The 21,076-nt window shown below is 62.0% G+C and carries 18 protein-coding genes; 7 read left to right on the top strand and 11 right to left on the bottom strand.

The features are described 5' to 3' along the window. Window positions 1–2 precede the first annotated feature (2 nt). Both FAA86_RS14135 and FAA86_RS14130 read right to left on the bottom strand, forming a co-directional pair. On the bottom strand, window positions 3–398 hold the full coding sequence (locus FAA86_RS14135; protein WP_136541572.1) for a GFA family protein: 396 nt from the start codon (window positions 396–398) through the stop codon (window positions 3–5). An 82-nt stretch (window positions 399–480) separates the two neighbouring features. After that, the gene (locus FAA86_RS14130) at window positions 481–1,857 is read right to left on the bottom strand and encodes a class II 3-deoxy-7-phosphoheptulonate synthase (RefSeq protein ID WP_113459523.1); all 1,377 of its coding nucleotides are present in this window, start codon (window positions 1,855–1,857) and stop codon (window positions 481–483) included. A 242-nt stretch (window positions 1,858–2,099) separates the two neighbouring features. On the opposite strand from FAA86_RS14130, the gene FAA86_RS14125 reads away from it, so the two are divergent. Further along, on the top strand, window positions 2,100–2,960 hold the full coding sequence (locus FAA86_RS14125) for an alpha/beta hydrolase family protein (RefSeq protein ID WP_136541570.1): 861 nt from the start codon (window positions 2,100–2,102) through the stop codon (window positions 2,958–2,960). 431 nt (window positions 2,961–3,391) lie between these two features. Here FAA86_RS14125 and gor read toward each other — a convergent pair whose 3' ends face one another. The 3 genes from gor to rpiA form a co-directional block, all read right to left on the bottom strand. Continuing rightward, the gene (gor, locus tag FAA86_RS14120; RefSeq protein ID WP_136541568.1) at window positions 3,392–4,780 is read right to left on the bottom strand and encodes a glutathione-disulfide reductase; all 1,389 of its coding nucleotides are present in this window, start codon (window positions 4,778–4,780) and stop codon (window positions 3,392–3,394) included. A gap of 115 nt (window positions 4,781–4,895) precedes the next feature. Continuing rightward, entirely contained in the window at window positions 4,896–5,438 is a 543-nt protein-coding gene (locus FAA86_RS14115; protein ID WP_113459520.1) for a DUF2059 domain-containing protein, read from the bottom strand. Between the two features lie 17 nt (window positions 5,439–5,455). After that, window positions 5,456–6,157, bottom strand: coding sequence for a ribose-5-phosphate isomerase RpiA (gene rpiA, locus FAA86_RS14110; RefSeq protein WP_136541566.1), 702 nt, complete (start codon window positions 6,155–6,157; stop codon window positions 5,456–5,458). Between the two features lie 147 nt (window positions 6,158–6,304). Here rpiA and FAA86_RS14105 point away from each other — a divergent pair, with 147 nt between their 5' ends. Then, complete coding sequence (locus FAA86_RS14105) at window positions 6,305–6,976, top strand: HAD family hydrolase (protein WP_246035077.1); 672 nt, start codon at window positions 6,305–6,307, stop codon at window positions 6,974–6,976. A gap of 70 nt (window positions 6,977–7,046) precedes the next feature. Here the strand turns inward: FAA86_RS14105 and FAA86_RS14100 are convergent, their stop codons facing one another. Next, window positions 7,047–8,921, bottom strand: a complete 1,875-nt coding sequence (locus FAA86_RS14100; RefSeq protein ID WP_136541562.1) for a L,D-transpeptidase family protein — start codon at window positions 8,919–8,921, stop codon at window positions 7,047–7,049. Between the two features lie 449 nt (window positions 8,922–9,370). Between FAA86_RS14100 and fumC the strand changes: the two genes are divergently transcribed. Beyond that, window positions 9,371–10,759, top strand: a complete 1,389-nt coding sequence (fumC, locus tag FAA86_RS14095) for a class II fumarate hydratase (RefSeq protein WP_136541560.1) — start codon at window positions 9,371–9,373, stop codon at window positions 10,757–10,759. 51 nt (window positions 10,760–10,810) lie between these two features. Here the strand turns inward: fumC and FAA86_RS14090 are convergent, their stop codons facing one another. Continuing rightward, a complete protein-coding gene (locus FAA86_RS14090) occupies window positions 10,811–11,683 on the bottom strand; it encodes a GGDEF domain-containing protein (RefSeq protein ID WP_136541558.1) in 873 nt (290 codons plus the stop codon). A gap of 171 nt (window positions 11,684–11,854) precedes the next feature. On the opposite strand from FAA86_RS14090, the gene FAA86_RS14085 reads away from it, so the two are divergent. Together FAA86_RS14085 and FAA86_RS14080 are read left to right on the top strand one after the other, a co-directional pair. After that, entirely contained in the window at window positions 11,855–13,462 is a 1,608-nt protein-coding gene (locus FAA86_RS14085; protein ID WP_136541556.1) for a fumarate hydratase, read from the top strand. A gap of 216 nt (window positions 13,463–13,678) precedes the next feature. Next, a complete protein-coding gene (locus FAA86_RS14080; protein WP_113459513.1) occupies window positions 13,679–14,743 on the top strand; it encodes a GGDEF domain-containing protein in 1,065 nt (354 codons plus the stop codon). A 9-nt stretch (window positions 14,744–14,752) separates the two neighbouring features. On the opposite strand, the gene FAA86_RS14075 is transcribed toward FAA86_RS14080, so the two are convergent. Together FAA86_RS14075 and FAA86_RS14070 are read right to left on the bottom strand one after the other, a co-directional pair. Next, entirely contained in the window at window positions 14,753–15,361 is a 609-nt protein-coding gene (locus tag FAA86_RS14075; protein WP_136541554.1) for a pyridoxamine 5'-phosphate oxidase family protein, read from the bottom strand. Between the two features lie 68 nt (window positions 15,362–15,429). Beyond that, window positions 15,430–16,356 (bottom strand): alpha/beta hydrolase, encoded by a 927-nt coding sequence (locus tag FAA86_RS14070; RefSeq protein ID WP_136541552.1) that lies wholly within the window; start codon window positions 16,354–16,356, stop codon window positions 15,430–15,432. Window positions 16,357–16,403: 47 nt separating this feature from the next. On the opposite strand from FAA86_RS14070, the gene FAA86_RS14065 reads away from it, so the two are divergent. Next, complete coding sequence (locus FAA86_RS14065; RefSeq protein ID WP_136541550.1) at window positions 16,404–16,895, top strand: MarR family winged helix-turn-helix transcriptional regulator; 492 nt, start codon at window positions 16,404–16,406, stop codon at window positions 16,893–16,895. On the opposite strand, the gene FAA86_RS14060 is transcribed toward FAA86_RS14065, so the two are convergent. Beyond that, complete coding sequence (locus FAA86_RS14060) at window positions 16,876–17,238, bottom strand: gamma-butyrobetaine hydroxylase family protein (protein WP_136541548.1); 363 nt, start codon at window positions 17,236–17,238, stop codon at window positions 16,876–16,878. The two genes, FAA86_RS14065 and FAA86_RS14060, sit on opposite strands and share 20 nt — an antisense overlap. Window positions 17,239–17,443: 205 nt before the next feature. Between FAA86_RS14060 and moaA the strand changes: the two genes are divergently transcribed. Continuing rightward, window positions 17,444–18,430, top strand: a complete 987-nt coding sequence (moaA, locus tag FAA86_RS14055) for a GTP 3',8-cyclase MoaA (RefSeq protein WP_246035092.1) — start codon at window positions 17,444–17,446, stop codon at window positions 18,428–18,430. A gap of 23 nt (window positions 18,431–18,453) precedes the next feature. Here the strand turns inward: moaA and FAA86_RS14050 are convergent, their stop codons facing one another. Then, entirely contained in the window at window positions 18,454–20,988 is a 2,535-nt protein-coding gene (locus tag FAA86_RS14050; RefSeq protein WP_136541546.1) for a methyl-accepting chemotaxis protein, read from the bottom strand. Between the last annotated feature and the right edge of the window lie 88 nt (window positions 20,989–21,076).

The following is a 21,076-nucleotide window of genomic DNA, read 5'->3' as shown; positions in this document are numbered from 1 at the left end:
GATCAGCTGCTGCTCGCCGGATATTGCGGCAGGCCGTCATTGATCTCGTAGAAGTCACCTTTGTCCGCGCAAAAGATATGCGAACCGCCCGTCAGCCCGGTCGGATTCGGGAAGAGGCCGGCCATGAGCGACAGTCGCGAGCCCCCATCCGCCTTCCAGTAGAGCGGCGAGCCGCATTCCCGACAAAAGGCCCGCTGCGCATCCGGGCTTGCCCGGAAGCTGCCGATCTTGTCACTTCCCGAAATGTCCACATCCGCGACCGCCGCATCTGTGGTCGCGTAGTAGAGCCCGGTCTGGCGACGGCATTGTGAGCAGTGGCAATAGCTGACCGGCCCAAGTTCACCGCGAACCGTAATGACCACTGCGCCACAGAGGCAGCGCCCCGTCTTCTCTTCCATATGATCCACCTCCGAAACGAAAACCGGGCGAGCCTCACAGAAGCCCGCCCGGTCGTCAAACTCGGAAATCTGAAACTATGTTTCAGCCGTTCGCAACCATCATCCGCTTTTCGTCGCGGCCGCTCTTCATCCGCTCGGCGAGCAGGAAGGCGAGCTCGAGCGCCTGGTCGGCGTTGAGGCGCGGGTCGCAATGGGTGTGGTAGCGGTCGGCCAGATCATTGCCGGTGACGGCACGCGCACCGCCGGTGCATTCGGTCACGTCCTTGCCGGTCATCTCGATATGGATGCCGCCCGGATGCGAACCTTCGGCACGGTGGATCTGGAAGAAGCTCTCGACTTCCGACAGGATCCGCTCGAACGGACGGGTCTTGTAGTTGTTGAGCGTGATCGTGTTGCCATGCATCGGATCGCAGGACCACACGACCTTGCGGCCTTCGCGCTCGACGGCACGAATGAGGCGCGGCAGGTGCTCGGCAACCTTGTCGTGACCGAAGCGGCAGATCAGCGTCAGGCGGCCGGCTTCGTTCTGCGGGTTCAGGATGTCGATCAGGTTCAGGAGATCGTCAGCCTGCAGCGACGGACCGCACTTCAGACCGATCGGGTTCTTGATCCCGCGGCAGTATTCGAGATGCGCGTGGTCGGCCTGACGGGTGCGGTCGCCGATCCAGATCATGTGGCCTGATGTGGCGTACCAGTCGCCCGAGGTGGAATCGACGCGGGTCAGCGCCTCTTCATAGCCGAGAAGCAACGCTTCGTGGCTGGTGAAGAAATCGGTTTCACGCAGGCTCGGATTGTTTTCCGACGTGATGCCCACGGCCTTCATGAAGTCCATGGTCTCGGAAATGCGGTCGGCGAGCTTGCGGTAGCGCTCGGCCTGCGGGCTGTCCTTGACGAAGCCGAGCATCCATTGGTGCACGTTTTCGAGATTGGCATAGCCACCCATGGCAAACGCGCGCAGCAGGTTCAGCGTCGCAGCCGACTGGCGGTAAGCCATCAGCTGGCGCTCCGGGTTCGGAACGCGCGCATCTTCGGTGAATTCGATGCCGTTGATGATGTCGCCGCGGTAGCTCGGCAGCTCGACATCGCCGATCTTTTCCATGTCGGAGGAGCGCGGCTTGGCGAACTGGCCGGCGATACGGCCAACCTTCACGACCGGCAGCTGCGCACCGAAGGTCAGGACCACGGCCATCTGCAGGAACGCACGGAAGAAGTCGCGGATATTGTCCGCGCCATGCTCGGCAAAGCTTTCGGCACAGTCACCGCCCTGCAGCAGGAAGGCCTCGCCTTCTGCGACCTGGGCAAGCGACTTCTTCAGACGGCGGGCTTCCCCCGCAAAGACCAGCGGCGGATAGGTCGAGAGCTGCTGCTCGGCTGCCTTCAATGCGTCAAGGTCCGGATAAGCCGGAACCTGCTTGATCGGCTTCTGTCTCCAGCTGCTCGGGGTCCAATTCTGCGCCATGGTCGTCACCTGTCTAAAACTAGCTGCGGCAACCTCCCGGCCGCATCGGATGGGGGCTTATAAACGGTTAATCACCGCTTGGAAAGGCGTAGTTTAGGGACTTTAGGAGCATCTATAAAGCCGGCGTCGGGTGCCTGAGGCAAGGCCAAACAGCATCCTCCTTCCATGCCTCGCGGCTGCTGCTTGATATGACCTGCACGTAAACGTAAGATCCGCCGTAAATCCGGAACGGGAGGTTCTGCATGAGCGATTATCAGGTCGAAAGGGCGGAGGTCGAATTTCGGGCACCGGATGGGTTCCCCCTGCATGGCACGCTGATGCGCGGCAGCGGCGACGGACCCATGGCGCTCATCTCCTCCGCTGCCGCGGTGCCGCGCGGCTTTTATGCCCGCTTCGCCGAACACCTCATCACGGTGCATGGGTTTCGCGCTGCCCTGACATACGACTATCGCGGCGTTGCGTCCTCCCAGGCGCCGAAAAGCTGGCGCCAGCCTCTGCTGATGCGGGATTGGGCACATCTCGACATGCCCGCAGCGCTGGAGCGTCTGGAACTGGAAGCACCGGAACATCCCATCGTCGGCGTCGGACAGTCTTTCGGCGGCCAGGTGCTCGCGCTTGGCGGACGCCACGAGAGGTTCTCCCGGTACCTGATGGTCGCGACCATGACCGGCTACTGGGGCAACACCAAGCCGCGTTTTCGGGTCTTCAGCCAGATGAACCTCGTCGGCGTGCCGCTGGCGGCCCTGCTCGGCAAGGTGCCGGGACGCATCGGGCTCGGCCAGACGCTTCCGGGCAGCATTTTCCGCGAATGGGCGCGCTGGGGCCGCCATCCCGAATATTTCTTCGCCGATGAGAGCATGGATGCAGCCCGGCGCTTCGCCGAGGTCGAGACGCCGATCCTCGCCATCGGCCTGACGGACGATCCCTGGGGCACACCGAAGGCACAGCATGCGCTGCTCAAATACTACCACCGTGCACCCACCGAAATCCGCTGGATCTCGCCCGCCGAAGCGGGCGGACGCGTTGGCCATCTCGGCTTCTTTCGTTCCGCCTTCAAGGACACCCTCTGGCAACCGGCGATCGACTGGCTGAAGCAGATCTGAGCCTTTCGCACTGCACCAGGGTTACCCACATGATCCACAGGTCGGCACGCAGCACTTCTTCAGGGAATGCTTGCAAAGCAATGCCTTCGTGACACCATGAGCGGTCGTTGCACCATTCTGGCACGCAGCGACTTTCGGCAAGCCTCAGGCAAGCCTCGGCATCTACCCCGGTCGGCGGGGGCGTAACGTGGTATTCGGGAAGACCGAGTCTTCCTGTGTTGATCATGAGGATCGTGTGATGGCGTATGATTGGACCGGAGTACAAACCCGCAGGAGCCGCAGGCTCCGCATTGCCCTGCTCTCTCTCTTGAGCCTCGCCGCCCTGTCGGCGCCCGTTCTCGGGCTGGATCTTCTCTCAAAGTTCTAAAGCGGCCGCGGACCTCGGGCGAGGTCCGCGGCCCTAACGGCGCTCTGATTTTAGCCGCGGCGGATCAGACCCGCTCGCCGTTCCGCACCCGGTAGCTCGGGCTGTACATGGTCACCAGTTCCTCGGCTGCGGTCGGGTGAACTGCCATGGTGCGGTCGAAGTCGTCCTTCGTGCATCCGGCCTTCAGTGTGATGCCCAGCAATTGCGCCATCTCCCCGGCATCGTGGCCGAGGATATGTGCACCAACGACCTTGCGATCCGCCGCGTTGACAATGAGCTTCATGATCATCTTCTCCGCACGACCCGAGAGTGTCGCTTTCATCGGCCGGAACTGCGCGCGGTAAACCTCGATCTCCTCGAACTTCTTGGCCGCGGCTTCTTCAGAAAGACCGACGGTGCCGATTTCCGGCTGCGAGAAGACGGCCGTGGCGATCAGATCATGGTCCGGAGAAGTCGGATTGTTCTTGTACTCCGTCTCGATGAAGCACATGGCCTCATGAATTGCGACCGGCGTCAGCTGAACGCGATCCGTGACATCGCCCAGCGCGAAGATGCTCGGCACATTGGTGCGAGAATACTGGTCGACGACGATGGCGCCACGCTCGTTGATCTCGACGCCGGCGGCCTCGAGGCCAAGCCCCTTGGTGTTCGGATCGCGCCCAAGCGCCAGCATCACCTGTTCAACGACCAACCGCCCGTGATTGATCGTATCGACCTCCAGATTGCCGGCCGGCGATTTCGTCACCTTCTGCACGTGGTCATGGCAGAGGATCCGGATGCCCTTGGCCTCCATCGCCTCATGCAATCCACGGCGCATGTCGTGATCGAAGCGGCTGAGGATCTCTGCTCCGCGGTAGATCAGCGTGGTTTCCACGCCGAGCCCATGGAAGATATTGGCAAATTCCACGGCGATGTAACCACCACCGGCGATTAGGATCGAGCGCGGCAGCTTCTCCAGATGAAAAGCCTCGTTCGACGAGATGCAGTGTTCATAGCCTGGCAGGGCGGCATGGGGATTGGGTGCGCCACCGACGGCAACGACGATCCGCTCCGCTGTGACTTCCTCGCCGCCCTTCACCAGACGTACGCTGTGTGGCCCGGTGATTTCGGCGCGTGTTTCGAGAATTTCGACACCGGCATTCTCCAGCCCCTTGCGATAGAGCCCCTCGAGCCGGTCGATTTCCTTGTCCTTGGCGGCGATCAGCGAGGGCCAGTCGAACTTGCTCTCGCCCACGGTCCAGCCATAACCGGCAGCATCCTCGAAATGCTCGTGATACTGCGAAGCATAGACGAAGAGCTTCTTTGGCACGCAGCCGCGGATCACACAGGTGCCGCCGAAGCGGTATTCTTCCGCGATCGCCACCTTCTTGCCGAGTGAGGCAGCGACGCGCGCGCTGCGGACCCCGCCAGAGCCGCCACCGATGACGAAGAGGTCGTAGTCGAATTGGCTCATGGGGATCTCCTGCCCGGTCGGGCGCTTGCTGCAACTGTGCCTGATATAGGAGACGCAAGCACCAAAAGAAAAGCCCGGGACGATGCCCGGGCTTCAAAATCCAGCGTCGAATGCCTTACGGCTTCGGAGCTTCTGCGGCGGCCGGCTGCTGTGCCTGCACCTCGGCGAGAAGCGAGGCATTGGCCTGCTGCTCGAGATCACGGGCAATGCCGGCGGTCCAGATATCGGCGGCCTTGAGCAATTCGCGCGTGGCGATCGGGCCGTCCTTCAGAAGCTTCTTGCCGGTTTCGCTGTTGTAGAACGCGGTGATCTGGGTCAGTTCCTCGGCCGTGAAGGCCTTGGCGTAAACCAGAGCGGCCTCGCGCTCCAGGTCCGCGCGGCGGGCGGCGAGCTTCAGCGCTTCTTCTTCGACCTTGGCAGAGATGACGTCCTGCAGGTTCGGATAGGCCTGGATGAGCTGTGCCGTCAGGCGATCCATGATGTTCGGCAGGATCGCATCGAAGCGGTTGGTCACGCCAAGCGCCGTGATCGCGTCGCGCGCAGCCTGCATGTGCTCGGCCGGCACATCCTGTGCCTTGGCGGAAACGGCGCCCAGCGCAAGGCTGCCGGCGATAACGGCGATCGAGGCGAAGCGGCCCATACCCGTAAAGCTGATCATGAAATTCAATGCTCCTGTTAGTTCTTCGGCTCCATCACCCGCGCACCCGCCGGTCCGGCGATGATCGCAAGCGATGCCAAGTGAATGAATAGGCCGTGTTCCACCACGCCGGGGATTTGATTGAGCCGGCTTGCCAGTGCGTCTGCATCAGGAATGCGGCCAAAAGATGCGTCGAGAATGAGGTGTCCGCCATCCGTCATGAACAGGCTCTCGTCGGACCGTGTGCGCAGCGTCATCGGACCGGACAGACCGAGCTCCGCGGCAAGGCGCTCGATGGCAAGACGGGTCGATGCCTGGCCGAACGGATTGATCTCGATCGGCAGCGGAAAGGCGCCGAGCGTGTCGACGAGCTTGGTCTCGTCGGCGATCACGATCATGCGCTTCGAGGCAGCCGCCACGATCTTCTCGCGCAGGAGCGCGCCACCACCGCCCTTGACCAGTCGGAATTGCGGGTCGATTTCATCGGCGCCATCGATGGTCAGATCGAGTTCGGGCAATTCGTCCAGCGACTTCAGCGGCACGCCGAGTTCGAGGCAAAGACGCGCGGTGCGCTCCGACGTCGGCACACCCTGAACCTTGAGGCCGCCCGCAACCTTTTCCGCCAGCAGGCGGACGAATTCTTCCGCAGTCGAACCAGTTCCGATCCCGAGACGCATGCCATCTTCGACATGCTCCAGTGCCGCGGCTGCGGCCTTGATCTTCATTTCGCGGGCGTCCATGCGCCGAAAGCTCCCGTCCGTTTCGTTGGAAGCTGTTTACACGCCTCCTTGTCCGAGTGAAAGCCCTGCATCGCCATGCGACATTGCCTTTTCAGAGGATTTCCCCTACCCGGGCGGACACCAAGGAATGCGCAAGGGAGGCCCGTCTTGACCACAACGACCATCGTCTTCGACCTCGACGGAACGCTGATCGACACGGCTCCCGATCTCGTCGAAAGCCTCAATCACACGATTGCCGCCCGCGATCTGGATCCGGTGAGCTACGAGGATCTCACCCATCTCGTCGGCCAGGGGGCGCGGGTGATGATCCAGCGAGCCTTCGCCCTGCGCGGCGCGCCGCTCGCCGATGATGAGGTGCCAGGCCTGCTCGATCGCTTCATCGATCACTATGAAGCCGGCATGCCCGGCAAGAGCCATCCTTATCCCGGGCTCATCGAGGCGCTCGGCAGGCTGAAATCGGCGGGCTACGTTCTCGCCGTCTGCACCAACAAGATGGAGCGCCTGGCCCTGCCCTTGCTAGAGCGGCTGGAGCTGACGCACCACTTCGCCGCGATTGCCGGTGGCGACACCTTTGCCTTCCGCAAGCCCGACCCTGAGCACATCCTGGCGACGGTGGACCGCGCCGGCGGCAACCGCGCCAAGGTTCTGATGATCGGGGACAGCATCAACGACATTCTGGCTGCGAGGAATGGCGGCATCCCCTCGATCGCCGTCCCCTTCGGCTATTCGGACGTGGCTGTCGACGCGCTCGGCGCGACACATGTCATCGGTCATTTCGACGAGCTGACGGTCGAACTGGTCGAGACGCTCACCCGCTGAGCCTCACGCACCAGAAACGACGAAGGCGGCCCGGAGGCCGCCTTTTCTGCTTTAGTAATCCTGTTTCCGCTCAGGCGCGCGGTGCGCGTGCATCCGTAGTCGCCTTGAAGGCCTTGGCCGTGTGGCTGTCGCGGTCATAGACGTCGTCATAATACTCGACCACGCCATCCTTGTTCGGCCATGCGGTGAAATAGGACACGTAGACCGGGATCTTCTGCGGCACCTGGACGGCGCGGTTCTGACCCGAGGCGATCTGCTTGCCGATCTCCTCGACGGTGGTGCCCATGACGGCAGCGGCCATCACACGCGGCTCGGCAAGACGCACGCAGCCGTGGCTCAGAGCGCGCATGTCGCGCTTGAAGAAGCTCTTCGACGGCGTGTCGTGCATGTAGATCGCGTGCTCGTTGGGGAACAGGATCTTCAGCTCGCCCAGCGCATTGTCGCCACCCGGGGGCTGACGGACATCGACCGCATGCGTCGCATTCCAGTCGACCTGGCTCGAGGCTACCTTGCGGCCACCATAGGAAACCTCGTAACCCAGACGGTCGAGATAGGACGGATCAGCCCGAAGCTTCGGCAGCATCTCGTTGACGATGATCGACTTCGGCACGCCCCAATAGGGGTTGAATTCGACAGTCTCGATCTGGTCCTGGAAGAAATAGGTCTGGTTGGCCTTCGAGCCCACCACCACGCGCATGGCCAGCTGTTCCTTGCCATCATTCACATAATAGGCGGTGAAAGCGGGCTGGTTGATGAAGACATAGCGCTGCCCCAGATCCGCCGGCAGCCAGCGGATTGCCTCAAGCGAAACCTGGAGCTTGGCGATCTTCTCGGCATTGCTGTGGCCGGTCATGGCCCGGATCGTCGCGGGACCGACGACGCCATCCGGCTTTAGTCCCTTTTCCTTCTGGAACGCTTCGACAGCCGCGACCAGCTCCGGCGTGTATTCCGGCGTGCCGGTATAGGCATTGAGCGCCATGGAATGCTCGGCCAGCAAGGCTTCCGAGCCGACCTGCTTCAGCGCACCGATGACCTGCGCCGTTTCCGGCTTGCTCTGCCCGGGCTTCAGAAGGGTGCCGGGCGTGATGGTGATTGCCTGTGTCGTCGCAGCCGCATCCTCGGCCTTCAGCCGCGCGAGTTCGTCACGCAATGCGATGAATTGCGGGCTCTTGGGATCGCGATTGCGCAGATAGGCCGCGACGTCGGGGCTCATGCGCAGCATGTCGAGCACCGGCGTGATGTTCACGCCCTTGCGCTTGAAATCGTAATAACCGGAAATCTTGTTCGGATCGATGCGCCCGCGAGCCGTGTCCTGCACATAGGTCAGCACCTTGGCAGAAAGCGCGACCTCGAAGCTCATCAGCTCGCGCTGGCGCTTTTCCGGATCGGCTGGATCTGCCGTCTCGGCCGGCAGGGCCACGGCATAATCGTCCGGCGAGAGGCCCACGGTATCAGCAGCGGCAAGCGCTTCGATCATGGCGCGACCGCGCGGGGAGATGCCCTCACCGTCCGTCCAGATGAGCGGCTTGTTCGGGTTGCCGTAGTAGCTCTCTATGGTCTTCGCCACCTCGTCGGTCGCCCGCACGGTGACATCCGACAGGAAGCGGCGCGCACCGAGAACTTCCGGCGAGGCCTGCGTCTCGGTCGAGCCTGCTGCGGGTTCGGCCACCGGCAGCTTGATCTTGATCGCGCGCTGTGCCTCGGCCTTGTAGGTGTAGTATTGTGGGCCAGAGATCTTCGGCAGAGGCTCAGGATCTCCCATTTCCAGGCCACCACGCGCCTGACTTTCGAGCGACGCGGGCGCCGCCTGCTGTTTCACCTGACGGCCCGGGCCGCCCCGGAGAAGATCGAGAAGCGTGGTGGCAGTCGCCTCGCCCGGCAGGGTTCCGACCGCTGTAGTCGCAGCAAGGAGTGCGGTGACTACGAATTTCGTGTTTCTCGTCATTCTCTCTTCCATTCCCGGTCCGAATCCAAACTGGACTCGCGGCATCATGAGTTTCAGCGCGGATCACTAGCGGATCAGCATTTCGTTGAAAAGTTGGCCGGCGGCGCCCTTGTCGAGAGCACGGCGTCAAGTTTGCGTGAGCCGTGAAGCGATCCGAACGCCCGCCTCCGCGCAAACTAAATGGAAACATTCGTTAAATTTTGATTGACGTTAACAACTGGTGACGAATCCGCCCCAGAGATCCACATTCACATGATCACAAATAGTCGTGACACGTGCTGGAAAGGCCACAGCGAGGCCGGGTCTGCGAGAGGTCGCTTAGAACCGATACCGATAGTTGACAAGGATCGTCATCTTATGATGTGCAGCTTGCATCGGCGCGGCGAACACCTAGATCCATCCACACAGCCGACAGCCAGAACGAGCCCCCGCAAAAGGCAGGATAGAAGATGACACACCGCACAGAGACCGACACCTTCGGACCGATCGAAGTCGAAAGTGACCGCTATTGGGGCGCCCAGGCGCAACGCTCGCTCGGCAACTTCAAGATCGGCTGGGAAAAGCAGCCCCTGCCGGTGGTGCGTGCGCTCGGCATCGTCAAACAAGCCGCCGCTCGGGCAAATATGGCCCTTGGCAAGCTCGACCCCAAGCTCGGCGACGCGATCGTCAATGCCGCGCAGGAGGTCATCGACGGGAAGCTGAATGAGCATTTCCCGCTCGTCGTCTGGCAAACCGGCTCCGGAACGCAGTCCAACATGAATGCCAACGAGGTCATCTCGAACCGGGCGATCGAAATGCTGGGCGGCGAGATGGGATCGAAGAAGCCTGTTCATCCCAACGACCATGTCAACATGAGCCAGTCGTCGAACGATACCTATCCGACGGCCATGCACATCGCCGCCGCCGAACATGTCGTTCACCACCTGCTGCCAGCGCTCAAGCACCTGCATGCCGCGCTCGATGCCAAGGCGAAAGCCTTTGCGCACATCATCAAGATCGGCCGCACCCATACCCAGGATGCCACCCCACTGACGCTCGGTCAGGAGTTCGGCGGTTACGCCGCCCAGGTCGCGTCCTCGATCAAGCGCATTGAAATCACCCTTCCCGGCCTGTACGAACTCGCCCAGGGCGGCACCGCCGTTGGGACGGGCCTCAATGCGCCCATCGGCTTTGCCGAGAAGGTGGCGGACGAAATCGCCCGCATCACCGGCCTGCCCTTCATCACCGCGCCCAACAAGTTCGAGGCGCTGGCCGCCCACGATGCCATGGTCTTTGCCCATGGCGCGATCAATGCGGCCGCGGCCGCCCTTTTCAAGATCGCCAATGACATCCGCTTCCTGGGCTCGGGCCCGCGCGCCGGGCTCGGCGAACTGGCACTCCCGGAAAACGAGCCGGGTTCTTCGATCATGCCGGGCAAGGTCAATCCCACCCAGTCGGAAGCCCTAACCCAGGTCTGCGCCCATATCTTCGGCAATCAGGCCGCGATTACCTTTGCCGGCAGCCAGGGCCATTTCGAGCTCAATGTCTATAACCCGATGATGGCCTACAACTTCCTCCAGTCCGTCCAGTTGCTCGGCGACGCCGCGGTCTCCTTCACGGACAACTGCGTTGTCGGCATCGAGGCGCGCGAGGACAACATCCGCAAGGGCGTCGAAAACTCCCTGATGCTGGTGACCGCGCTGAACGGAAAGCTCGGCTACGACGTCTGCGCCAAGATCGCCAAGACCGCGCACAAGAATGGCACCACACTGCGCGAGGAGGCAGTCGGCGGCGGATACCTCACCAATGAGGAATTCGATGAGTATGTGCGTCCGGAACTGATGATCGGACCGAAGTAACGGTCACGCCGCGGCGGCGTCGTTATAGGCGCTGCCGCGGCCCGAGCGGGGTCAGGATCTCAGCGTCTCGAGACCGGTCCGCAGCATGTCCTTGGCGCGAAACAGCGCCATATCCGCCTTGTGCAAGAGGTCAGCGATGGGTTCGCTCGACTGACGCACGGCGATCCCGAACGTCACGCGCAGGCTGCCAGCCGCAAGCGGGCCGACTTCGAGTTCCGCAACGCTCTTGCGGATGGCCTCGCAGCAGGCAAAGACCGCATCCGGCGTGTCACCCGAAAAGAGAAGCACGAAGGTGGTGCCGGACATGCGCGCCGCCACCTGTCGCGGCAGAAAATATCGGCGGACCACATCGCCGACGGCGACGAGCGCGAGATCGGCAGTCTCCCGTCCGTGCCGCGCACCCAGGGTCTCGATGCCCTCCAGCTCGAATACGGCAAGGGTGATGGCGGTGCCGCCGACGGAATCGCTCGGAAAGTACGGCAGCTGCACGCTATAGGCAGCGCTACCATTCAGAAGACCGGTCAAGGGATCGAGCGCCGGTTGGCCTTCGACACGCTCGGCAAGCGCTGAGATTTCGCCCACCATCCCACACACGGCCCGGGTAACCACAGCGATCTCGTCGTTTCCGTATTTGCTGAGCTGCTCTTCGGCAAAGACACCGCCCGCCCGATAGCGGCTGATCACGCTGGCGAGGTTGCGCAGCGGCAGCGTGAGCCACCACATTGCCGCGAGGCAAGCAGCAGTGCCGACCAGCGTTGCGCCGAGCACCACCAACCCTATGGACCAGGCGTCCGACCCGGTGCCGGTGCCGAAATTCAAGAGCAGCGCGATCAGCGGGATATGGATACAGACAAAGCAGATCAAGAAGATCTTCAAGACGATCGAACGGCGCCAGTTTGCCCGGTTCGTCCCATCCCACACCATGCTCTACCTCCGAATCCATTCCATTAGTTACAAGCGCTCGAAGCCGCCCTTTTTTAGATCGGCAACCCTCCTGTCAACGCTTGCAGCTTGGGCTTTCGGCGCATTGAATTTTTAAGGCCTTCCGCTTACACCACCGAAAATCCTTAAGCTGATGCCACGAAAGGCCCCGTGATGGCAGACGATCTCTTTCCCCTTGGCGAAGACACGACCCCCTACCGCAAGCTCACCTCAGACTTCGTCTCGGTGGAAACATTCAAGGGTCAGGAAATCCTGACGGTCGAACCGGAGGGTCTGCGCCTGCTGGCCGAAACGGCGCTCTCCGACATCAATCATCTGCTGCGCCCCGGCCATCTGAAGCAGCTCGCTTCGATCCTCGCCGACCCTGAGGCGACCGACAATGACCGCTTCGTCGCCTTCGACCTCCTGAAGAACGCCAACATCGCCGCCGGCGGCATCCTGCCGATGTGCCAGGACACGGGCACCGCGATCGTCATGGGCAAGAAAGGCCGCCGCGTCTTTACCGACGGCCACGACTATGAAGCGCTCGCCGAAGGCGTCCGCGACGCCTATGAGCGCCGCAACCTGCGCTATTCGCAGCTGGCGCCGATCAAGATGTTCGAGGAAAAGAACACCAAGACGAACCTGCCCGCCCAGATCGACCTCTATGAAGAGGGTGAGGACGCCTACAAGTTCCTCTTCATGGCCAAGGGCGGTGGCTCGGCCAACAAGACCTACCTCTATCAGGGCACCCCCTCACTCCTGACCCATGACCGCATGATCGACTTCCTCAAGGAGAAGATCCTCACCTTGGGTACGGCAGCCTGCCCCCCCTACCATCTGGCGATCGTCATCGGCGGCCTTTCCGCCGAGATGACGCTGAAGACCGTCAAGCTCGCCTCCGCGCGCTATCTCGATGACTTGCCGACGGAAGGGTCCGAGTCCGGCCATGCCTTCCGCGATCTGGAGATGGAAAAGGAAATCCACAAGCTCACCCAGTCGATGGGCGTCGGCGCGCAGTTCGGCGGCAAGTATTTCTGTCATGACGTCCGCGTCATCCGCCTGCCCCGTCACGGCGCCTCGCTGCCGATCGGTCTCGGTGTCAGCTGTTCCGCCGACCGCCAGGCCAAGGGCAAGATCACGAAAGACGGCATCTATATCGAGCAACTCGAAACCGATCCGTCGAAATACATGCCCGACATCGACGAGACCGCCCTCTCCTCGTCGGTCGTCAAGATCGACCTGAACCAGCCGATGAGCGCGATCCTCGCCGAACTGACCAAGCATCCGGTCAAGACCCGCCTCTCGCTGACCGGCACGATCATCGTCGCGCGAGACCTTGCCCATTCCAAGATCCGCGATCGCCTCGAAAGGGGCGAAGGCATGCCAGACTACATGAAGAACCACCCGGTCTACTACGCCGGCCCGGCCAAGACCCCGACCGGCTACGCCTCCGGTTCGTTCGGTCCAACGACGGCGGGCCGCATGGACTCCTACGTCGACCAGTTCCAGTCCTTCGGCGGCTCCATGGTAATGCTCGCCAAGGGCAATCGCTCGCGTGCCGTGCGCGAAGCCTGCAAGACCCATGGCGGCTTCTATCTCGGCTCGATCGGCGGTCCGGCCGCGCGTCTCGCACAGGACTGCATCAGACATGTCGAGGTGCTGGAATATCCCGAACTGGGCATGGAAGCCGTCTGGAAGATCGAAGTGGAAGACTTCCCTGCCTTCATCGTCACCGACGACAAGGGCAATGATTTCTTCCAGGAATTCAACCTCGGCTGATTTTTCCTGAGAACGACACTGACTGCCGTTGCGGAAGGCACACTCCGCAACGGCGAATTTCTGAAAGATCTGAAATACTTGCGGGCCGTGAGCGATAATTGCTCATTTCGCACCGACAATTTGTCGTTGCTCGAATATTAAACATTTTCCAATCATTTGCCCCTAATTTTTCTTAGGGCCTTAAGGCCAGCACTGACGACCACTGGAGTTGGCCGAATGAGCACGGCAACACCGCCGAAGACGCAGACACCTGACGTTGCGGCACAGATCACCTATGCAATGCGCTCGATGGGGGTCGCTCCTATCCCGCGCAACTACGAGCTGTTTTACGAGGCCTTCATCGGCTCGAACCCTTCCCTGACCCGGGAACTGGCAGCGCTCGGCAGCCGCGCCACCCAGGACGAGCTGGATGCCCTCGGTGAGCAGTATTTCGCGGCCCACCAGACCAAGGCCATCGAAAACGTCCACAGTAAGCTGATCGGTGAACTGGATGGGCTTTTGCGGCTGCTTCAGCAGGAGCAGAACTCGCTGCAGAGCTACAATCGGCTGCTAGGCGAAACCTACCACCGGATCAACTCCAAGAGCAGCAACAGCGCCGACATCCTGCGCAGTGCGATCAGCATCCTGACCGAAGCTACCGGTTCCACCATGGCACATGGTGAGGAAACCGTCGTGCAGATGTCGCAGCGTTCCCAGGAGATGGACGAGGTTCGTCGCGAACTCGACGAATACAAGCGGATCGCCAACACGGACTCGCTCACCCGCATCGCCAATCGCCGCGCTTTCGATGAGAAGCTCGCATCCGTCTACACCAGCGGCACCAAGCCGCTTGCCGCACTCGTTCTCGCCGACATCGACAACTTCAAGAAGGTGAACGACGCCTATGGTCACCCGGTCGGCGACAAGATCCTCGCGACCGTTGCAACCGTGATCCGCAGCAATGTCCGCAAGGACTGCTTCGTCGCCCGCACCGGCGGCGAGGAATTCGCCATCATCATCGAGGGCAATACCACGGACGAGATCTATCAGACCTGCGAACGGGTCCGCATCGCGCTTGAGACCACGCCCTTCAAGAACTCGAAGACGGGCGTCAACTACGGGCCGATCACCATCTCGCTCGGTTTCGCCATGGCCTCGGATGCCGAAGACGCCGGCGAGCTCTATGCACGATCCGACATCGCGCTCTACTGCGCCAAGAATGCCGGCCGCAATCGCACGAAGCCCTATGAAGACGGGATGAAGAAGGACTTCACCAAGAGCTGGCTGATCTACAAGCGCTGATGCTGGCGATCACCACATGGTCTTTGCGGCCCGCGCCGGCCATTCGCGATCATATGTCTCGCGGTCGAAGTCCTCTTTTGCAGCCTTGAGCATCTCGCCGGGCGTTGGTAGATCCTTGGCCGCCACCTGGCTGTCGGTCGCCCACAGATCGGCGCGCATCACGGCGCGGGCGCATTGGAAATAGGCTTCATCGATCGTCACCACCACCACGCTGCGGGGATGGCGGCCTTCCATCTCGAAACTGTTGAGAAGCTCTGGCGCGACGGACACAACGGCGCGACCATTGATCCGCATGACGCTACTCGACCCCGGGATCAGGAACATCAGCGCAACCCGCGGATCCCGCACGATGTTCAGGAGCGAATCCACACGGTTGTTGCCGCGCCAGTCCGGCAGGGCCAGCGTCTTCTCGTCTTCGACACGCACGACCGAGCCGCGATCACCACGCGGCGAGCAATCGAGACCTTCGGGCCCGACCGTCGCCAGCGCAACGAAGGGAGACATCTCGATCATGCGTCGATAGGCCGGCGTCAGCTGGGTCGTGACCTTGGCGGTCGAGGCCTCGGTCACCTCACCATAGATCGCCTTCAATTCCTCGACACTGCGGATGATCGTCATGAGTCGCCTCCCGTTTTGCGCCGCCACCATTTCTCAAGGGCGCGGCTTAGGGAAGCCCCATGACGGCTTCATGACACTGCGCGCACCCTCGAATTGTCGGAGGCATCGGCGGCCGTGAGGAAAGAGGAAACCGCATGGATGACTTCGGGCGCGCTGACGATCCTGCGGTGACCATGGCCATTGGCCCAGAGATGCCGGACATGCGGTGACACGCCGAGATAGCGCTGCGCATGGCCGACATTGACCTCTTTGTCGTCTTCGGCATGGACGACAAGCAGCGGCCGGTCGATGCGCCGCGCGACGGCGACCCCATCGAGATCCTCGACCTGGGCACCGACCAATTCCATCGCCCTGTTCCGCATGGCCCCGACACTGCCGCGTCCGAGACCGACCGTGGATGCAAAGCCGTTGAACACTTCACCCATGCTGGAAGGCGAGCCGATCAAGGCGATGCGGGCCGCGTTCAAGGGCTGAAGTTCCGGGAAGACGTGTCCGGCTGCCATCATCACGGCCGCCCCGCCGAAAGAATGCCCGACCACGCCGTCAAAGCGTCCGAAATGGCGTTCAGCCGCGACGATGGCTTCCGCTGCAATCTTGAGGTCCAGCCGCCGTCCGCTCGATGCCCCATGCCCGGGCAGGTCGAGCATGACGACTTCCGTTCCCGTCTGGCGAAGACCCGTCGCAAGGTCCGTGAGATACTCGACCCGCGATCCCCAGCCATGCACCACGAGCACCCGACGGCCATTGGCGGGCACACCTTGCACGGCCAAGACGTGGACCGCCGCCATACCGCGCGACAGTGCAAGCCGCACCGTCTGCGCCTGCCGAAGCCTGTTGCGTCCGGTCAGAAAGACCTGCTTCGCCTTCGCGCCTTTCGGGCGACGGCTTGGCGTCCGGCAGAAGAGCTCGAAGGCGAGCCGCCCCGCGAGTGTCGGCGACATCTTCTCCAGCCCGGTGAAAGCGAGGCGGGTGACCTTGAGAGGAAAGGATGGCATAGTCGGAATCCCATCAAATGTTCAATGCTGAACAATAAAGTACAAGAATGAACAAAACGCAAGCCTTCCCCTGGGACCATCCCCGTTTTCGCAGCTGGATCTCCGTTGCCCGGGCCTGCCAGCTGATGCAGCAAGCCCTGGGGCGAGCGCTGGCACCGCTCGACATCAAGCCGCCGCATCTCGATATCCTGGTCAATCTCTACCGGTTCGAAGGCATTTCGCAGCAGGAACTCGCAAGGAAACTGCTCGTCGGTCGCTCCAACATGAGCATGCTTCTGCCCCAGATGGAAAAGCGCGGCCTTCTCGAGCGACGGCCCGATCAGCGGGATAAGCGCGTTCTCAGACTGGCCCTGACCGACGAAGGACGGGCGCTCAGCGAAAAAGCCATGCGCATCCAGACGGAACTCATCGAGCGGACGCTGTCGGCGACGCCGATCGAGGACTGCCAGCGCCTGGCTGACAACATGGACCTTCTCATTCAGCGCATGTTGTCATCGGACGACATGAAGGATCTGGAGATCAGCGAGGATCGCGGCTGAGACGCTTCTCGGCGAGTTCGGCTTCATAGGCGGCGAATTTCTCATCGCCGGTCTCGCCGAGCTCGCGCAGGTAGAGCCACGTGAAGATGCCGGTGTCATGCCCGTCATCGAAGCCGATGCGCACAGCATAATTCCCCGTAGGCGTCATCTGGCGGATGGCGACATTGCGCTTGCCGGGCACCGTGACCTTCTGGCCGGGTCCGTGCCCCTGCACTTCGGCCGACGGTGAGAGAACCCGCAGCATCTCCGCCGGAAGCGAGGCGACGACCCCGTCATTGAAGGTCACCGTCAACAGACGGCGATCCTTGGACACCTTCAATTCGCTTGGCCAGATCTCGCTCATGGGGGCACTCGTCTTTCGGTTCGACTGCTGCAGACCTAGGTCGATCCTCTCCGGTTTGCAACGCAATTTCGCTGAGATATCAGGTGTCAACTTGACGCTTCCAGGCCTTGGCCCCACATTGACGGAAATGCACAGGAGAGACCTGTTGGACCATAGCCCCGCCAACTGGCGCAATGCCGAACCGCTCACAGACCGTGCCGCCCCGATGATCGACCCCTTTGGTCGCTCGGTGACATATCTGCGTGTTTCCGTCACGGACCGTTGCGATTTCCGCTGCACCTATTGCATGGCGGAGAACATGACCTTCCTGCCGAAGAAAGACCTCCTGACGCTGGAAGAACTCGATCGTCTCTGTTCCGCCTTCATTGCAAAAGGCGTGCGCAAGCTGCGCCTGACCGGCGGTGAGCCGCTGGTGCGCAAGAACATCATGCATCTGGTGCGCAGCCTTTCGCGCCATATCGGCAGCGGTCTGGACGAACTGACGCTGACCACCAATGGTTCGCAGCTTGCACGCCATGCCGCCGAGCTTGCCGATTGCGGCGTGCGCCGTATCAACGTCTCGATCGACACGTTGGATGCGGACAAGTTCAAGACGATCACCCGCTGGGGTGAACTGGACAAGGTCATGGAAGGCATTCGTGCTGCCCAGGCCGCTGGCATCCACGTCAAGCTCAACGCCGTGGCGCTGAAGGATTTCAACGAGCACGAGATCCCCGATCTCCTGCGCTTCGCCCATGGCGAAGGCATGGACCTGACACTCATCGAGACCATGCCGATGGGTGAGACGGATGAGGACCGGACGGATCAGTATCTGCCGCTGTCATTGGTCCGCCAGAGGCTCCAAGAGCAGTTTACCCTTGATGACATTCCCTACCGGACCGGTGGTCCTGCCCGCTATGTCGAGGTGCGCGAGACCGGTGGGCGACTGGGCTTCATCACGCCCCTCACCCATAATTTCTGCGAAAGCTGCAATCGCGTACGCCTGACCTGCACCGGTACGCTCTACATGTGCCTCGGCCAGGACGATGCAGCAGACCTGCGCACGGCGCTCAGAGCCTCCGACGACGATGCCTATCTCTTGGCGGCAATCGACGAGGCGATTTCGCGCAAGCCCAAGGGCCACGACTTCATCATCGACCGGAACCACCGCAAGCCGGCCGTGGCCCGGCACATGAGCGTGACCGGCGGCTGACCGCCGCCGGTCGGTTCAAACGATCATGCCGACCGGCGATAGGACTGCAGGTCCGCCCGCTGCGTATCGGTGCGGAAGCGCGAGATCTTGTGCATCAGGATATCCACGCGCTGGCGTAGACCCTGGATCTCGGCATTGTTTTCCTCGACCATCGCCGCATTCTGCTGCGTGATTAGCTCGACATCACGCACCGCCGACGTCACCTCACTGATGCCCGTGGACTGTTCCCGGGTGGCGGCCGAAATGCTCTCGACAAGCGACTGCACCTCCTCCACCTGATCGATGATCGACTGCAGCGCGACACCCGTGTTCTCGACGAGTTCGACACCGGACTTGACCTGACCGCCACTGACCGAAATCAGCGTCTTGATCTCCTTGGCTGCATTGGCGCAGCGCTGGGCAAGATCGCGGACTTCCTGGGCGACCACGGCAAAGCCGCGGCCAGCTTCGCCGGCCCGGGCGGCCTCGACGCCTGCATTGAGCGCCAGAAGGTTGGTCTGGAAGGCGATCTCGTCGATGACGCCGATGATGGTCGAGATCTTTTCCGAGGATCGACTGATCTCGGCCATGGCCTCCACGGCCTTGCGCACGACGACACCCGATTCGCGGGCGTGATCGCGGGCCGACTGAACGGACTGAGCGGTGCGCCCTGCCCCGTCGGCCGTCGAGCGAACGACGTCGCTGAGGTGCGAGAGCGCACGCACGCTTTCCTCGAGCGCTGCCGCCTGCTGCTCCGTCCGGCGCGCGAGATCGTCGGCCGAAACCGCAAGGTTTTCGGTGCCGGCATTGATATCGACGCTCGCCGCGCGGACCTCTTCAAGCGTAGCACGCAGCGCTTCGACAGCCTGGTTGTAGGTTGACGCCATGGCAACGAAGTCCGCCGGCAGGTCGTCGCGCATGGAGACGTTGAGCTGCCCATTGGCGAGCGCTTCGAGCACGGAAGACAGGGCTTCGAGCGCCGAGCGCTGATCGGCCTCGACGCGAGCCCGTTCCTGCGCACGCTGAGCGCTCTCCTGTTCGGAGCGCGAACGGGCGGCCTCCGCCTCCTCTTCGAGACGCTTGTTTTCCAGCGCCGCGTCGCGGAAGACGGTGACGGAGCGGACCATATCGCCGATCTCGTCACCGCGATTGCGTCCTTCGATCGGAACCGAGAGATCGCCATTCGCCAGCCGTGCCATGACGCTGGTGATGCGCTTCAGGGGTGCCCGCAGCGTCTCCACCAGCATTAGTCCGCCGATGATGGCAAGCAGCGTACCGACTACCATGGTGATGACCGAGATCGTTGCCGAGCGCTCGCTGTCTTCACGGCCGATTTCCTGGGCCTGGCTCACGAAGTTGCGCAGTGATTCCATCGCAGCAGAGACAGCAGCATTCGCCGCCAGGCGCTTGTCCTGCCAGTCACGTCCGGCATCCAGACGGGCCTGGGAGTTCTCGGTGATGGATGCCAGATGCGGCGCAATCTTCTGCGGGAAGTCGCGCAGCGCACTATTCTTGGCACCAAGTTCCGAGATGCGCGCGGCCACTTTCTGAAGCGCCTCGACTTCGGCGACAACCACGCCTCGGGCCTGATCATCCAGCGCACCGAGCATCTGCTGAACGCGGAGTTCGACTGTTGCGATGGTGAGCGCCGCACTGTCGACGAGCGACATCAGCTCCTTCTGTTCGGCCACGAGCTTGTCGAGGCTGACGAAGCGGTCGGCCGCGACATCGCTGTTCTTGGCCGCCTGCAGCGTGATCTTCTGTTCGATCTCCACCAGTTCGGCGAGAACCCGACCGAGCTCCTGCGCCCGTGCATCATCCGGCCCCGACTGGTTCAGGATCGTCTCGACCTTGGTGATGGCGGCATCGACCTCCCCAACCAGCACCTTGCCCTTCTCGGATGCGATCTCGTTGGCTTTCGCCAGATCCTTCTGCATGGGCTTCAGATAGAGCTTCGCCTCCGCGAGTTGCTCTTCCGGAGTGAAGGCCATCTGCACGCCGACGCGCAGCTTGCCGAGGCGATCGAGCAGCGACTTGAACGCGGATGCGTCGAAAAGCAGTTCCTTGGCGAAACGCTCCTTGCCCGCCAGATCGGTGCGAACGAAATCGACCTGCTTGACGATCTGCTGGCCCTCCGCCTGCAGCGCCGCGACGGCGGACGTGAGGCTGACATCCAGCTCATCACGCGTCGTCTTGTTGTCCCAAAGCGCGTTCGTCTGCGCTTGCATCGTGCCGGGCAAACCGGTGAGTGCCGAAAGATCGCCCGCCTGCGCCTGCTTAGCGAGGACACCGTTCAGCACGGCCAGCCCTTTTTCCTGATCATCGATAGCCGACGAAAGCGCATCCTTGCTCTTTTCCGTCGGTTCGAGGCTGAACTCCTGCAGGCCCTGCTGCAGCCGCTCCAGATCGCTGATGTTACCGATCGTGGCGCGGGTCACGGTCATATGGCCGTTCAGCGTAGTGGCGGTCCAATAGCCCAGGAGGCCAACGCCAGCCATGAGCAGAACGAGAGGAACGACGAATAGCAAGACTTTGGTGACGATCCTGCGGCTTTGCAGGAGGCGATCAATAAAACTCATGAGGCCCTCGAAAGAGGTCGATATCCCGCGAGGTCATTACCCGGTATCGAAAAACAGACGCCACCTCATGTGCGCCACGCGAGAGATT

The sequence above is a fragment of the Rhizobium rosettiformans W3 genome (assembly GCF_004912135.1).
GTDB lineage: Bacteria > Pseudomonadota > Alphaproteobacteria > Rhizobiales > Rhizobiaceae > Allorhizobium > Allorhizobium rosettiformans.
This window is presented reverse-complemented; position numbering and strand designations above follow the sequence as displayed.

What these genes read in the sequence shown, in the direction of transcription:
- FAA86_RS14135 (WP_136541572.1), bottom strand. Translation starts at nt 398, where the DNA reads ATGGAAGAGAAGACGGGGCGCTGCCTCTGTGGCGCAGTGGTCATTACG.
- FAA86_RS14130 (WP_113459523.1), bottom strand. Translation starts at nt 1,857, where the DNA reads ATGGCGCAGAATTGGACCCCGAGCAGCTGGAGACAGAAGCCGATCAAG.
- FAA86_RS14125 (WP_136541570.1), top strand. Translation starts at nt 2,100, where the DNA reads ATGAGCGATTATCAGGTCGAAAGGGCGGAGGTCGAATTTCGGGCACCG.
- gor (WP_136541568.1), bottom strand. Translation starts at nt 4,780, where the DNA reads ATGAGCCAATTCGACTACGACCTCTTCGTCATCGGTGGCGGCTCTGGC.
- FAA86_RS14115 (WP_113459520.1), bottom strand. Translation starts at nt 5,438, where the DNA reads ATGATCAGCTTTACGGGTATGGGCCGCTTCGCCTCGATCGCCGTTATC.
- rpiA (WP_136541566.1), bottom strand. Translation starts at nt 6,157, where the DNA reads ATGGACGCCCGCGAAATGAAGATCAAGGCCGCAGCCGCGGCACTGGAG.
- FAA86_RS14100 (WP_136541562.1), bottom strand. Translation starts at nt 8,921, where the DNA reads ATGACGAGAAACACGAAATTCGTAGTCACCGCACTCCTTGCTGCGACT.
- fumC (WP_136541560.1), top strand. Translation starts at nt 9,371, where the DNA reads ATGACACACCGCACAGAGACCGACACCTTCGGACCGATCGAAGTCGAA.
- FAA86_RS14090 (WP_136541558.1), bottom strand. Translation starts at nt 11,683, where the DNA reads ATGGTGTGGGATGGGACGAACCGGGCAAACTGGCGCCGTTCGATCGTC.
- FAA86_RS14085 (WP_136541556.1), top strand. Translation starts at nt 11,855, where the DNA reads ATGGCAGACGATCTCTTTCCCCTTGGCGAAGACACGACCCCCTACCGC.
- FAA86_RS14080 (WP_113459513.1), top strand. Translation starts at nt 13,679, where the DNA reads ATGAGCACGGCAACACCGCCGAAGACGCAGACACCTGACGTTGCGGCA.
- FAA86_RS14075 (WP_136541554.1), bottom strand. Translation starts at nt 15,361, where the DNA reads ATGACGATCATCCGCAGTGTCGAGGAATTGAAGGCGATCTATGGTGAG.
- FAA86_RS14070 (WP_136541552.1), bottom strand. Translation starts at nt 16,356, where the DNA reads ATGCCATCCTTTCCTCTCAAGGTCACCCGCCTCGCTTTCACCGGGCTG.
- FAA86_RS14065 (WP_136541550.1), top strand. Translation starts at nt 16,404, where the DNA reads ATGAACAAAACGCAAGCCTTCCCCTGGGACCATCCCCGTTTTCGCAGC.
- FAA86_RS14060 (WP_136541548.1), bottom strand. Translation starts at nt 17,238, where the DNA reads ATGAGCGAGATCTGGCCAAGCGAATTGAAGGTGTCCAAGGATCGCCGT.
- moaA (WP_246035092.1), top strand. Translation starts at nt 17,444, where the DNA reads ATGATCGACCCCTTTGGTCGCTCGGTGACATATCTGCGTGTTTCCGTC.
- FAA86_RS14050 (WP_136541546.1), bottom strand. Translation starts at nt 20,988, where the DNA reads ATGAGTTTTATTGATCGCCTCCTGCAAAGCCGCAGGATCGTCACCAAA.